Origin of the sequence: Micromonospora sp. WMMD812 (assembly GCF_027497215.1) — a bacterium.
Lineage (GTDB): Bacteria > Actinomycetota > Actinomycetes > Mycobacteriales > Micromonosporaceae > Micromonospora.
On sequence record NZ_CP114904.1, the window covers coordinates 683,220 to 695,955 of the forward strand.

Annotated in this window: 12 protein-coding genes and 1 pseudogene; 7 read left to right on the top strand and 6 right to left on the bottom strand. The window is 72.5% G+C overall.

Translation table 11 applies throughout. The annotated features are described in order from the left end of the window. Positions 1 to 19: 19 nt before the first annotated feature. Positions 20 to 1,817: pseudogene (locus O7603_RS03085) on the bottom strand (glycoside hydrolase family 15 protein). A 246-nt stretch (positions 1,818 to 2,063) separates the two neighbouring features. Here O7603_RS03085 and O7603_RS03090 point away from each other — a divergent pair. Continuing rightward, the gene (locus O7603_RS03090; RefSeq protein ID WP_281574153.1) at positions 2,064 to 3,086 is read left to right on the top strand and encodes a zinc-dependent alcohol dehydrogenase family protein; all 1,023 of its coding nucleotides are present in this window, start codon (positions 2,064 to 2,066) and stop codon (positions 3,084 to 3,086) included. A gap of 52 nt (positions 3,087 to 3,138) precedes the next feature. Here the strand turns inward: O7603_RS03090 and O7603_RS03095 are convergent, their stop codons facing one another. Together O7603_RS03095 and O7603_RS03100 are read right to left on the bottom strand one after the other, a co-directional pair. Further along, positions 3,139 to 3,801, bottom strand: a complete 663-nt coding sequence (locus O7603_RS03095; RefSeq protein ID WP_281574154.1) for a response regulator transcription factor — start codon at positions 3,799 to 3,801, stop codon at positions 3,139 to 3,141. Then, entirely contained in the window at positions 3,789 to 4,958 is a 1,170-nt protein-coding gene (locus tag O7603_RS03100) for a histidine kinase (RefSeq protein WP_281574155.1), read from the bottom strand. Before O7603_RS03100 ends, O7603_RS03095 begins: the two co-directional genes overlap by 13 nt. Positions 4,959 to 5,089: 131 nt before the next feature. Here O7603_RS03100 and O7603_RS03105 point away from each other — a divergent pair, with 131 nt between their 5' ends. Continuing rightward, positions 5,090 to 5,515, top strand: a complete 426-nt coding sequence (locus O7603_RS03105) for a DUF6069 family protein (protein WP_281574156.1) — start codon at positions 5,090 to 5,092, stop codon at positions 5,513 to 5,515. A gap of 57 nt (positions 5,516 to 5,572) precedes the next feature. Here O7603_RS03105 and O7603_RS03110 read toward each other — a convergent pair whose 3' ends face one another. Next, complete coding sequence (locus O7603_RS03110) at positions 5,573 to 6,337, bottom strand: DUF427 domain-containing protein (protein ID WP_281574157.1); 765 nt, start codon at positions 6,335 to 6,337, stop codon at positions 5,573 to 5,575. Positions 6,338 to 6,577: 240 nt separating this feature from the next. On the opposite strand from O7603_RS03110, the gene O7603_RS03115 reads away from it, so the two are divergent. Continuing rightward, positions 6,578 to 7,804 carry an MFS transporter gene (locus O7603_RS03115; protein ID WP_281574158.1) on the top strand — a complete coding sequence of 409 codons (1,227 nt, stop codon included), beginning with the start codon at positions 6,578 to 6,580 and terminating at the stop codon, positions 7,802 to 7,804. 105 nt (positions 7,805 to 7,909) lie between these two features. On the opposite strand, the gene O7603_RS03120 is transcribed toward O7603_RS03115, so the two are convergent. Further along, on the bottom strand, positions 7,910 to 8,821 hold the full coding sequence (locus O7603_RS03120) for an NADP-dependent oxidoreductase (RefSeq protein ID WP_281574159.1): 912 nt from the start codon (positions 8,819 to 8,821) through the stop codon (positions 7,910 to 7,912). A gap of 186 nt (positions 8,822 to 9,007) precedes the next feature. Here O7603_RS03120 and O7603_RS03125 point away from each other — a divergent pair, with 186 nt between their 5' ends. Genes O7603_RS03125 through O7603_RS03135 form a run of 3 tightly spaced genes read left to right on the top strand, consistent with a single transcriptional unit; the run spans position 9,008 to position 10,873 of the window. Beyond that, entirely contained in the window at positions 9,008 to 9,367 is a 360-nt protein-coding gene (locus O7603_RS03125) for a metalloregulator ArsR/SmtB family transcription factor (protein ID WP_281574160.1), read from the top strand. Continuing rightward, a complete protein-coding gene (locus O7603_RS03130; protein ID WP_281574161.1) occupies positions 9,364 to 10,053 on the top strand; it encodes a cation transporter in 690 nt (229 codons plus the stop codon). The genes O7603_RS03125 and O7603_RS03130 overlap by 4 nt, the downstream gene beginning before the upstream one ends. A gap of 37 nt (positions 10,054 to 10,090) precedes the next feature. Then, positions 10,091 to 10,873 (top strand): hypothetical protein, encoded by a 783-nt coding sequence (locus tag O7603_RS03135; RefSeq protein ID WP_281574162.1) that lies wholly within the window; start codon positions 10,091 to 10,093, stop codon positions 10,871 to 10,873. Between the two features lie 45 nt (positions 10,874 to 10,918). Here the strand turns inward: O7603_RS03135 and O7603_RS03140 are convergent, their stop codons facing one another. Beyond that, the gene (locus tag O7603_RS03140) at positions 10,919 to 12,124 is read right to left on the bottom strand and encodes an MFS transporter (protein WP_281574163.1); all 1,206 of its coding nucleotides are present in this window, start codon (positions 12,122 to 12,124) and stop codon (positions 10,919 to 10,921) included. A gap of 138 nt (positions 12,125 to 12,262) precedes the next feature. Here O7603_RS03140 and O7603_RS03145 point away from each other — a divergent pair, with 138 nt between their 5' ends. Further along, the gene (locus O7603_RS03145; RefSeq protein ID WP_281574164.1) at positions 12,263 to 12,733 is read left to right on the top strand and encodes a MarR family transcriptional regulator; all 471 of its coding nucleotides are present in this window, start codon (positions 12,263 to 12,265) and stop codon (positions 12,731 to 12,733) included. Positions 12,734 to 12,736: the final 3 nt, after the last annotated feature.

Below are 12,736 nucleotides of genomic sequence, written 5' to 3' on the forward strand. Positions count from 1 at the left end.
CGCCGCCGTACGTCCACCGTCAGTGGTCGTCCGCCGATCGACCGCTCTCCTGGCCGGCCGGGATGAACCGCTTCGGTGTCGCCGGGAGTTCGTGGCGCCCGGCGTCCAGGTCGGTGAGGTCTCCGGCGGCGTTGATGAGGCCGACGTGTGAGAACGCCTGAGGAAAGTTGCCCAGGGCTTCCCCGCTGTGCGGGTCGATCTGCTCGGCGAGCAGGCCCAGGTCGTTGACCCGGTCGGCGAGCCGCTCGAAAAGCTGCCCCGCCCGGTCGCGCTCGCCAGCCATGGCCAGGCAGCTGACCAGCCAGAAGGAACAGATCACGAACCCGGCGGGGTCGCCCTCCCAGCGGCGCAGCAGGCCGTTGTGGGACAGCCTCTCCTCGATCACGCGGATGGTGGAACGCATTCTCGGGTCGGTCGCGGGGAGGAAGCCGACCAGTGGCATCAGCAGGACCGACGCGTCCGGCTCGTCGGTGTCGAACACCGCCGTGAAGGCCCCCAGCCGGTCGCTCCAGCCCCGGGTCAACACGGTTCGCCGGATGGGAGCCGAAGCGGACGGCTCGGTCCAGCGCCGTCCAGCACTGCACCTTCGACGACACGTAGTGGCGTTCGGCGTCGCGTGCTTCCCACATTCCGGCGTCCGGCAGGTGCCAGTCGCGCGCGGCCCGGTCGGTCATCGCGCGCAGCAGTTGGCCGATGTCCGGTGGCATCGGGTCGAGGTGTTCCCGCATCAGCCAGGAGGCGCTGAGCAGCTCACCGTGCACGTCGTTCTGCCGTTGTCGCCAGGCGTCGTTGCCCACCAGCACCGGGCGGCTGCCGGCGTAGCCGGCCAGGTGATCGAGGTGGTGTTCGGTGAGGTCCCGTTCCCCCTCCACCTCGTACATGATGGGCACGATGCCCTCGTTCATGCCCATCGACCGCACCAACCACCCGACGTGCAGGTTGAGCTCGTCGGTGCACGTCACGCGCCAGAGCGCCTCCAGGGTTAAGCTGAAGTCGCGTACCCAGGCGAAGCGGTAGTCGTAGTTCCGTTCGCCGCCCAACTCCTCGGGCAGGGACATGGTCGGGGCGGCCACCACCGCGCCGCTGGGCCGGTAGGTCAGGCCCTGCACGACCAGCGCGCTGCGGCGCACCTGCTCCCGGTGGAGGCCGCGGTAGTCGTGCAGACCCATCCAGGAGCGCCAGCCCGCGACGGCGTTGTCGATCACCTCTTGGGCATCGAGCACCGCCGGCGGGCCGGAGTCGTAGGCCGGCGCGTACGCCAGGGTGAAGTGCTGCGTCTCGCCGGCCCGTACGGTGAACGACCCGAACGCCTCCCCGACCTCGCAGACCAGCGGAACGGTCGTGCGCAGATCCAGCCGAACCGACGCGGCACTGATCGCCAGGGCGTCGTCCTGTGGCACCAGTTGGGGGACCATCCGGCCGTACTCCAACCGGGGTCGGTAGTGCGACCGCAGCCGGACCTCGCCGGTGAGCCCCCGCACCACCCGGGCCAGCACTCTCGGCGAGTGCAGGCCGACCTCGTGGCCCCGCGCCCCCGGTTCCAGGGCCAGCGCGTCGGTCAGCGCCACGCTGCCCGTCGCGGTGGTGAAGACAGTGCGCAGCACGAGCGAATCACCGAGGTAGGCACGCTCGGTGTTGAACCCGCCCTCGGGACGGATCGCCCAGTGCCCGGCGTCGTCGTCGAGCAGGCGGGCGAACACCGACGGAGCGTCGAACCGTGCCGGACACCACCAGTTCACCGACCCGGCGCGGTCCACCAGCACCGCGCTGCGGCCGTCGGCCAGGAAGCCGTGCTCCGCGATCTGTCCGCGCCCCATGGAACGGACTACCCGAGCCGAACCGACTGACACCGCCACGTCATGCCTCGAACCGCAGTCCGAGCGTGACAGGGGCACCGTTGGCAACGGTCGGCCCGGCCGCGATTCGCCGGCGCTCGCGAAGGAAACTCCGGCCGACGGAATCACGGCGGTGACCGGCGACAGTTCGCGCGTCCTGCTGGGTACGTGGGGAGGGCAACCGGGCCGCGTCGCGGCCGGAGTCGTCACGGTGAAAGCAAGAATCTGATGCGTGGTGCTGTTCTGCACGCCCCCGGCGACGTCCGGGTGGAGGAGCGCGAGGATGCCCGGATTCTCCTCCCGACCGACGCGATCATTCGGGTGTCCGCCGCGTGCGTCTGCGGTTCGGACCTGTGGCCGTACCGGGGCGTCGAAGTGGTCAACGGGCCGTCCCCGATGGGCCACGAGTATGTCGGCGTCGTCCAGGAGGTCGGCAGCGAGGTCACCACCATCAAGCCCGGCCAGTTCGTGGTCGGCTCCTTCTTCGCCTCCGACAACACCTGCGCCATCTGCCGCGCGGGCTACCAGAGCTCGTGCCTGCACCGGGAGCCCATCGGCGGGCTCGGCGCCCAGGCCGAGTTCCTTCGCATCCCCCTGGCCGACGGCACACTGGTCGCCACCCCGGACCTGCCCCCGGCGGACCTGTTCCCGGATCTGCTGGCGGCCTCCGACGTGCTCGGCACCGGCTGGTTCGGGGCCGTGGCGGCCGAGGTCGGCCCGGGCAGGACCGTCGCGGTCGTCGGTGACGGCGCGGTCGGTCTGCTCGCCGTGCTGGCGGCGAAGCAGTTCGGCGCGGAGCGGATCATCGCCGTCAGCCGGCACGAGCCGCGCCAGAAACTGGCGCTCCACTACGGGGCGACCGACGTCGTGACCGAGCGCGGCGACGAGGGCGTGGCACGGATCAAGGACCTCACCGACGGGCTCGGCGCGCACTCGGTCATCGAGGCGGTCGGCACGCAGGAGTCGATGATGCAGGCGATCCGCTCCACGCGTGCCGGCGGTCACGTCGGCTACGTCGGCGTCGCCCACGGCGTCCAGCTGCCCGGCGAGGAGCTGTTCTTCTCCCACGTCCACCTGCACGGCGGACCCGCCCCGGTACGCCGCTTCCTGCCCGAGCTGATCGACCTGATCTGGAACCGGCGGATCGACCCGGGCAAGGTCTTCGACCTCACCCTGCCGCTCCACCAGGCCGCCGACGGCTACCAGGCCATGGACGAACGCCGCGCCATCAAGGTCCTCCTCACGCCCTGACGGGGGGTGCCGCCCAGGTCCGGCTGACGCGCGCCGCCACGGCGTGGGTCGGTCAGGCGAGGCCGGCGTCGTGGACGAGGAGCGCTATCTGGGTGCGGTTGTCGAGGTCGAGCTTGGTCAGGATGTGCGACACATGGGTCTTCACGGTGGCCAGGGTCATGTCGAGCGCGGTGGCTATCTCGGCGTTGTTGCGACCCTGGCCGATCGCCACCACGACGTCGTGTTCGCGCGGGCTCAGCGCCGCGAGGGTGGCCTTGGCCCGGGCGTACGAGCCGGCCTGGACGGCGACCCGGTCCATCAGTCGACGGGTGATCCGCGGGGACAGGATCGGTTCGCCGGCCGCGACCTGCCGGACCGCCTCGGCGATCCGGGCCGGCGGGGTGTCCTTGAGCAGGAAGCCGCTGGCCCCGGCCCGCAGCGCGTGCAGGATGTTCTCGTCGGTGTCGAACGTGGTCAGCACGATGACCTCGGGCGGCCGCGGGCGCGCCCGCAGGCGGCGGGTGGCGGTGATCCCGTCGACGCGGGGCATGCGCAGGTCCATCAGCACGACGTCGGGGGCATGCGCGTCGGCCGCGGCCGCCACCCGGTCGCCGTCGGCGGCCTCGCCGACCACGACGATGCCGGGGGCGCCGTCGAGCATCATGGTCAGCCCGGCGCGGACGAGCGCGTCGTCGTCGACGACGAGCACGCGCACCGGCGGGGTCACGCCGGCCATGGTATCGACGCGTGCAGCCGGAACTCCCCGCCGACCACCTGATGGTCGAGCCGCCCGCCGGCGAGGTGCACCCGCTCGGTGAGCCCGACCAGCCCGGCGCCTCCGGACCACCCGGGCGGCGCCGGTCGCTCCGGTGTCACCGCATTGCGGACGTCGATCTCCAGACCCGCGCCCGGTCCGCCGGACAGGGCGACCTGGACCGGCTGGCCGGCGGCGTGCTTGCGGGCGTTCGTCAGACCCTCCTGGATCACCCGGTACGCCGTGCGGGCCACCGACGGGGGCGCCTCGGCCGGCTCGTCCACCGCGTCGCGCAGCTGCACCTCGGTGCCGGCGTCGCGGGACTCGTCGACCAGGCGCGGGATGTCGGCCAGCACCGGCTGCGGGCGGCGGCCCTCGCTGTGCGGCGGGTCGTCGTCACGCAGCAGCGAGATCACCTCACGCAGCTCGTCGAGCGCCTGGTGCACGCCGTCCCGGACGACCCCCGCGGCCCGGGACAGCCGCTCGGGTGAGGAATCCGGACGGTACTCCATCGCGCCGGCGAACGTGGCCAGCAGCGACAGACGGTGGGCGAGGACATCGTGCATCTCCCGGGCGATCCTGCGGCGTTCCCACATGCGCGCCTCGGCCACCCGGCGGCCCTGCTCCGCCTCGGCGCGACGGGCCCGGTCGTGCAGCGAGCGGATCAGCGCTTCGCGGGCCTGCGCCCACGCGCCCCAGCCGAGCAGCGCACCGTAGCCGATGGCGACCAGCACCAGCCACCAGCCGTACGACATGCCGCCGTGGGACCGCCAGGCGCCCTGCACAGCGTGCGCGGCGACCCCGGCCACCGCCACCGCGATCGCCACCGGGGTGCGCCGGCGACGCGCCACCTGCAGCGCGCCGATCGTGGCCGGTGGGGTGGCCGCCGGCGACACCGCGGCCAGCACGGTGAGCACGGTCGTGGTGGCGACCGGCCGCCACAGCAACAGCGGGGTGAGCAGCCAGCTCAGCGCGCCGGCCGCGAGGTCGAGCGCCAGCAGCGGACCGGGCAGGCGGTCGCTCCACCAGCCCAGGATCGTCAGCGCGACGAGCACGCCCGACGTACCCAGGAGCGTAGCGATCGAGCTGGTGCTCCGGCGGCGGTCGCAGTCGTCCGGCCCAGGGGCGAGGCTGTTCACCCGGCGAGGCTAACCAGCAGGTGCCGGGCGCCGACACCTGCCAAAGTTGGTGGTCGGGTTCTCCTAGGTGAGCACCGGCGCAGCCCCCGGTTCGATGTGGGGACCCGGCCCGGACCGCGACGCTCATCGGCATGACGAACGACATGCAGCGGACCGACACGATCAACACCACGGCACGGCGTACGGGCCGCGCGACCACCGTCGCCGCGGGAGCCGCCGGCGTTCTCCTCCTGTGGGTCGTCAACGACCCCTGGGCCGGCATCGACCTCGCCGTCCGCCAGGGTGACGCCACCCGGCACATCGGTCCGGTCGCCGTCGTGATGACCGCGCTGATCGCCGGCCTGGCCGCCTGGGGCCTGCTCGCGCTGCTCGAGCGCACCGTCCGCCGCCCCGCCCGGACGTTCCGGATCATCGCGCTGATCGTGCTGGTGCTCTCGCTGGCCGGTCCGTTGGGCAGCGGCGTCGGCACGAGCAGCCGGCTGGTGCTGCTCGGCATGCACCTGACCGTCGGCGCGGCGTTGATCATCGGGCTGCCGGGCCGGCGGACCTGCCGGTAGACCGGATCCGACAATCCGGGCGCGCCACGGCGATCCCGAGGCGCGCCCTGGGCGCAATCAGGAGAAGTGCGTCTTCGGCCGGGTGAGTCGCTCGCCGTCGACGACGAGGTCGACCTTCTCGTTGTAGAAGGCGACCAGCCCGGCGATCGGCAGGAGCGGGCCGGTGGGGAACTCGTACGACCAGGCCAGGTCCGGGTGGACCGTGCCGGCGACGCGGACGGACCAGTAGCGGCTGGTCCGGCCCTTGTACGGGCAGGAGGTCGTCGTCTCCGACGACACGAGGTGCCCGAAGTTCACCTCGGTCCGGTTCAGGTAGTAGCGGGTGGGCAGCCCGGTCTCGAAGACCAGCACCGGCGAGGTCGACTCGGCCAGCACGACCCCGTCGAGCTCCACCCGTACGCGGCGGGTGGACCGCAGCGCGTCCACCCGGGCGTACGGGTTGCGGGGGTGCACGAAGACCTCTTCGTCCTCCTCGAACCAGCTGTCCAGGGCGGCCCACTCGAATCGGACGGTGTCGGCCAGACCGGGCAGCGCGTCGTCGCCGTAGCACCGGGCGGACGAAGGGCGGAACGTCTCGCCGACCCGCAGCCCGTGCACCCGCCCGGTGCCGCACGGGATCCGCTCGGTGCGGTGCTCGTCGATCAGCAGGCCACGGTTCACGTCGCCGAGCGGGATGTAGTACTGGGGATAGAACGGCCACTCCCACACGTACTGTGCCCGCCTGGTGTCCAGCACCAGCTCGCCGGCGAGGTAGGCGCGGATCCGGCGGGGCGCCGGCTCGACCCGGTTCTCTGGGGCGACCGCCTTCGGATAGTCCGGCACCGCGTCCTCCAGTTCACAAGAGCCCCGTTTCTGGTGGCATTGGCTCAACGATCAGGAGGCTCAGGTGTCTCGCCGGGGCGCCGTTGCTTCGGCGGGTAATCCGCGTCACCTCGGCCACCTCTCGCCGAGTCGGTGGCGACGCGTCCGGGGCACGATGGGCCCCCGACCCCGCCTCCACCCGGTCGTGGCGTGTCGGTCCCGTTGCCGGTCGGCGACGCCATGACGAGCGGAGACACCATCGTGAGCACCACCGAGGTCCGACCCACCCGGCCGGACGCTGTCGTCGCTCGCCCGCCGGCCGGGGCGGCGCTGTTCGCGTTGGCGATCGGTGGCTTCGGCATCGGCACCACCGAGTTCGCCACCATGGGCCTGCTGCCCGAGATGGCCGACGAGTTGCACGTCACCATCCCGGTGATGGGGCACGGCATCACCGCGTACGCGCTGGGTGTCGTCGTCGGCGCGCCGGTCATCGCGGCCCTCGCGGCCCGGTTGCCCCGGCGCGGGCTGTTGCTCGCGCTCATGCTGGCCTTCGTGGTGGGCAATGCGCTGACCGCCCTCGCGCCGGGCGTCTGGTCGCTGGTCGGCGCCCGGTTCCTGACCGGTCTGCCGCACGGCGCCTACTTCGGCATCGCCTCCGTCGTGGCGGCCGGGCTCGTCCCGCCGGACCGCAAGGGCCGAGGGGTGGGGCGCGTCATGGTCGGGCTGACCGTGGCCAACATCGTCGGCGTACCGCTCGTCACGCTCGCCGGACAGGTGCTCGGGTGGCGCGCGTCGTACGCGCTGGTGGCCGCGATCGGCGTCGTGACGATCCTCGCCGTCCGGCGATGGGTGCCGCCGGTGGCCGCCGCGGACGGGGCCAGCATCGCCCGGGAGTTGGGTGCCTTCCGCCGGGTGCACGTGTGGATCGCGCTGCTCACCGGCACTGTCGGCTTCGGTGGCATGTTCGCCGTCTACAGCTACGTCGCGCCGACCCTCACCGACGTCGCCGGGCTGCCGACCCGGGCGGTGCCGTGGGTCCTCGCCGTCTTCGGTCTGGGGATGACCGTCGGCGCGCTGCTCGGCGGGCGGTTGGCGGACCGGTCGGCGCTGGGCACGCTCGTCGGCTCGCTCGTCGCGATGGCCGCGGTCATGGCGCTCTACGCGCTCACCGCCTCGTCACCGATCGGCGCCGTGCTGCTCGTCTTCGCGATCGGGCTGGTGTGCCAGGTGCTCGGCGCCGGTCTGACGATCCGGCTCATGGAGGCGTCACCGGACGCGCCCGCGCTGGCGGCGTCGTCGAACCACTCCGCGCTCAACCTGGCCAACGCGATCGGGGCGTGGCTGGGCGGCGTCGTGATCGCGGGTGGCCACGGCTACCTGGCGACGGCGTGGGTCGGCGTGGTGCTGTCGGTCGCCGGGCTGCTGTTCGTCGGCGGCTCGGTGCTGGTTCCCCGCGTGGCGCGCGGGCACGCTCCGGATCGTGCCTGACCTGGCCGCCCGCCCGGTCATCCTCTGCTCCCGCGTCGTGCGGATCGCGACGGCCGGGCACGCGGGCCGCTCAGGCCCGCGCCCGGTAACCGTCGGTGCCGAGGCTCAGTCGACGGTGAGGACGACCTTGCCACGGCCGTGTCCGGTCTCCACCTCGCGATGGGCGTCGGCGGCACGTTCCAGCGGGTAGGTGCCGCGCACGTGGATGCGCAGTCGTCCCTGGCTGTGCAGGTCGGCGAGTTCGGCGAGCCGGGCCGCCGACCGCAGGTTCGGGGTGACCCGGATACCGAGTTCCGCCGCCCTGCCGTGCTCGACCAGCGTGAGGATCCGGCTCCGGTCGGCCACCACGGCCAGCGACACGGTCAGCGCGTCGCCCCCGGCCCCGTCCAGGGCAGCGTCCACGCCGTCCGGCGCGACCGCCCGCACCCGTTCGAGCAGGCCGTCGCCGTACTCGAGCGGGGTAGCCCCGAGCGTGCGGAGGTGGTCGTGGTTGGCGACGCTCGCCGTCCCGACGACGGTCGCGCCCCGACGGACCGCCAGTTGGACCGCGACGGTGCCGACCCCACCGGCCGCGCCGTGGATCAGCACGGTGTCGCCTTTGCCGACGCCCAACTGCTCCAACGCGATGTGCGCGGTCTGCGCTCCGGCGCTGAACCCACCGGCGACCTCCCAGGGCATGCCGGCCGGCTTGGCGGTCACCTGGTCGGCCGGGACGACCACGTACTCGGCGTACGCGTTGAGCTGCCCGAAGCCGAGCACCTCGGCGCCGATCCCCAGGCCGGTCAGACCCTCGCCGACCTGGTCGATGACGCCGGCGAACTCGTTGCCCGGGACCGTCGGCAGACTCGGTGCCACCCCGGGCGGCGTCCAGCCCGCCCGCAGCGCGCAGTCGAACGGCTGCACCCCGGCGGCCTTGACCCGCACGCGTACCTGACCGCTCCCGGCCCGCGGTGTCTCACGCTCCATCAGCCGCAGCACCTCCGGGCCGCCGTGCTGCGCGAATCCCGCCACCCTCATCGGACACCCCTGTCAGCAGTCGTCAACGAAGAACGAGTCTCCGACCTCAACCATGGTTGAGGTCAACCAGGCGAGGGGAACGGGTCCGCTGTCGCCGACCGACGTCCAACTCCTGCTGACCGGCCGCGCTGCCGGCTCGGTGCTGCCGCTCCGTGAATGATGCATGAAGGGCGGTATCATCGCACTGTGGCGATTGATTGCACCCCCGGCCTGGCCCCCGCCGTCGCGTTGTTCCGGTCGCTCGGCGATCCGACCCGGCTGGCGATCCTGCGCCGGCTCGCGAGCGGAGAGGCGCGGGTGGTGGACCTGACCGCCGAGTTGGAGTTGGCACAGTCGACGGTGTCGAAGCACCTCGCGTGCCTTCGCGACTGCGGGTTGATCGACTACCGCGCCGAGGGTCGCCAGTCGTTCTACGCACTCACCCGGCCGGAACTGCTGGACCTGCTGCGGTCAGCGGAACAGCTCCTCGCCGCCACGGGTGAGGCGGTCGCCCTGTGCCCGGTCTACGGCATTCCGGTCGACTCCCGGGCGCGGGTGATCGCGTGAGCGTGTCCGTGCTGACCCCGGAGCGTCGGGCGGTGCTGTCGCGCCGCAGCCTGTGGCTGGCCTACGCCACCGCCGGCTACAACCTGTTGGAGGGTCTGGTCGCGATCGCCGCCGGCGCGGCGGCCTCCTCCACGGCGCTCGTCGGCTTCGGCCTGGACTCGTTCGTCGAGGTGTCCAGCGCGGCCGTGCTGATCTGGCAGTTCCGCTCCCGCGTACCGGAGGAACGGGAGCGGCTGGCGCTGCGACTGATCGGCGTGTCGTTCTTCGCGCTGGCCGCCTGGGTGACCTTCGACGCCGGCCGCTCGCTGCTGGCCGGCCGGGACGCCGACGCGAGTCCGGTCGGCATCGGGCTCGCCGTCGCGTCGCTGATCGTGATGCCGCTCCTCGTGCGAGCCAAGCGGCGCACCGGCCGGGAACTCGGCTCCGCCACCGTCATGGCCGACTCCACGCAGACGATGCTGTGCACCTACCTGTCCGCGGTGCTGCTCGTCGGCCTGGTCCTCAATGCCGCCGTCGGCTGGTCGTGGGCCGATCCGATCGCGGCGCTCGTCATCGCCGGCGTCGCGGTGAAGGAAGGCGTGGCAGCCTGGCGCGGCGAGCACTGCGACGAGTGCGGGCCGCTGTCCGTCGGTGTCACCGCCGGGGAGGCCGGGGCCTGCGGCGACGCCTGCTGCGCCGAGCGGTGACACGCCAAGGCGGCGGCGGCACGTCATGCGGGTGACGATGACGAGCGCGGCGGCGCGGACCGGCCGCGTGAACGAGGACTTCACCGGCGCCGTGCCGACGGCAGCGGTGCTGATCGACGGCGCCGGCATCCCCGGTGCCGAGTCGATCTGCCGGCACGGCGTGGCCTGGTACGCCATCCGCCTGGGCGGCGCCCTCCTCAGCCACCTGTCACTCGCGCCGGACCGCAGCCTCCCGGCGCTGCTCGGCGAGGCCATCCAGCAGGTGACGGACGATCACCGGGACACCTGCGACGTCGCCAACCCCATCAGCCCGTCGGCGGCCGTGGCCGTCCTCCGCCAATCTGACGGCCTCGTCGAGCACCTGGTCCTCGGCGACGCGGTGCTCGTGCTCGACAGGACGGACAGTGCGCCGGTCGTCGTCTCCGATCCGCGAGAGGTGATCATCAGCCGGTCGTACGAGTCCGCCCTCGAGGCAACCGTCGAGGGCAGCGACGAGTACCAGCGGATCCTGCGGGACCTGCGCGCCAACCGGAACCGGCCGGGCGGCTTCTGGCTGGCCAAGGACGACCCGCGGGCGGCGGACGAGGCGATCACCGGAAGCTGCCCGATCTCCGAGCTGACCGGTGCCGTCCTGCTCAGCAATGGAGCCAGCCGCTTCGTGGACCGGTTCCGGCTCGGCGACTGGCCAGGGGTTCTGGCCATCCTGGCGTCGAGCGGACCCGGCGAGATCATCCGCGGTGTCCGGCAGGCGGAGGCCCGGCAGGCGGTGCCGGCCGACGACGCGACCATCACCTACTGCACCGACGTGGGCGGGGCCTGACCGTCGCCCGACCAGTCGGCCCGGCCGGCAGCGCTGGTGCCCGGGTCAGTGGTGGACGACCTGAGGCTGAGCGGCTGGAGCGACGGTCATGGCGGCGCTGGGTGAGCCGTTACGGCGCTCCAGGGCGGCCGACAGGACCGCGAGCACGAGGGCGCTCGCGGCGAGGACCGCACCGACCCAGTTGGGCGCCGTGTAGCCGAGCCCGGCGGCGATGACGAGTCCACCGAGCCAGGCGGCCAGCGCGTTGCCGAGGTTGAACGCGCCGATGTTCACGGCCGAGGCCAGCGTCGGGGCCCCGTGCGCCTGGTCGAGGACACGCTTCTGCAGGGGTGGGACGGTGGCGAAGCCGAGGGCGCCGATCAGGGCGATGGTCACCGCGGCGGCCATCCTGTCGTGGGCGGTGAAGGTGAACAGGCCGAGGACGAGGGCGAGGGCGCCCAGGGAGACGTACAGCATCGGCATCAGGGCCCGGTCGGCGAACCTGCCGCCGACCAGGTTGCCGCCGACCATCCCGAGGCCGAAGAGGACCAGCAGCCAGGTGACGGATCCCGCGGAGAAGCCGGCCACCTGCGTCATCATCGGCGCGATGTAGGTGATCGCCGCGAAGACCCCGCCGAAACCGAGCACGGTCATCGCCATGGCGAGCAGGACCTGGGCGTTCTTCAGGGCCGCCACCTCGTGACGCAGCCGTACGCCGTGGGGCTTGGGCACGTCGGGGATGAGGCGGGCGACACCGGCCAGGCCGACGACCCCGATCGCCGCGACGATGCCGAAGGTGACGCGCCACCCCGCCGACTGCCCGACCAGGGTGCCGAGGGGGACGCCGACGACGTTGGCGACGGTGAGGCCGGTGAACATCATGGCGATGGCGCCGGCCTTCCGGTGCGGGGCGACCAGGGCCGCGGCGACGACCGAACCGATGCCGAAGAAGGCCCCGTGGGCGAGGGAGGCGACCACTCGCCCGATGAGCATGACGGCGAAGGACGGCGCGAGGGCGGAGACCAGGTTGCCGGCGATGAACAGGCCCATCAGCGCCATGAGCATCCGCTTGCGGGGGACCTTGGTGCCGAGCACCGTCATCAGCGGGGCCCCGATCAGGACGCCGAGCGCGTAGCCGGTCACGAGCAGCCCGCCGGTGGGGATGGAGACTCCGAAGTCGTGGGCGACCTGGGGCAGCAGGCCCATGATCACGAACTCGGTCGTTCCGATCCCGAAGGCCCCGATCGCGAGGGCTAGGAGCGCGAGAGGCATGGCGGCGAACCCTTCCCAAAGATTGCGGGTGCGTGTTGCATGCGTACGACCTTAGTTGCAGACGCGGGCAACACGCAAACGCGGTATATCGCGGGTTGTTCTATGCTGGGGGAGCAGCTCCGGGATGGAGGAAGGTCCATGACAGCGACAGACCCCGCGCTCACCGCCCTGGCCCAGGGCTGGTGCTCCCTCTCCCTGCTGCACGACAGGATCGAGGCGCACATCGAGCGCGCCCTGCAGGCCGGGCACGACCTCAGCGTGCGCGAATACTCCCTGCTCGACGTGCTCAGCCGGCAGCACAACGGTGACGGCGGTCACCTGCAGATGAAGCAGGTCGCCGACGCGGTCGTCCTCAGCCAGAGCGCCACCACGCGACTGGTCACCCGCCTCGAGGACCGGGGGCTCCTCGAGCGCTACCTCTGCCCGACAGACCGGCGCGGCATATACACCAACGTCACCCCGGCCGGGCTCCGACTGCTGGAGAAGGCCCGCCCGACCAACGACGCCGCTCTGCGCGAGGCGCTCGACGAGGCGGCGGCGAACCCCCAGCTGGCGCCGTTGGTCCACGCCGTCGAATCCCTTCACGCCCCCGGGGCGGAGGCCGCCTGAGGT

Coding starts and splice junctions, on each gene's coding strand:
- O7603_RS03120 (WP_281574159.1), bottom strand. CDS start 8,821: ATGAGGGTGGCGGGATTCGCGCAGCACGGCGGCCCGGAGGTGCTGCGG.
- O7603_RS03105 (WP_281574156.1), top strand. CDS start 5,090: ATGACGAACGACATGCAGCGGACCGACACGATCAACACCACGGCACGG.
- O7603_RS03140 (WP_281574163.1), bottom strand. CDS start 12,124: ATGCCTCTCGCGCTCCTAGCCCTCGCGATCGGGGCCTTCGGGATCGGA.
- O7603_RS03095 (WP_281574154.1), bottom strand. CDS start 3,801: ATGGCCGGCGTGACCCCGCCGGTGCGCGTGCTCGTCGTCGACGACGAC.
- O7603_RS03135 (WP_281574162.1), top strand. CDS start 10,091: ATGACGAGCGCGGCGGCGCGGACCGGCCGCGTGAACGAGGACTTCACC.
- O7603_RS03145 (WP_281574164.1), top strand. CDS start 12,263: ATGACAGCGACAGACCCCGCGCTCACCGCCCTGGCCCAGGGCTGGTGC.
- O7603_RS03090 (WP_281574153.1), top strand. CDS start 2,064: ATGCGTGGTGCTGTTCTGCACGCCCCCGGCGACGTCCGGGTGGAGGAG.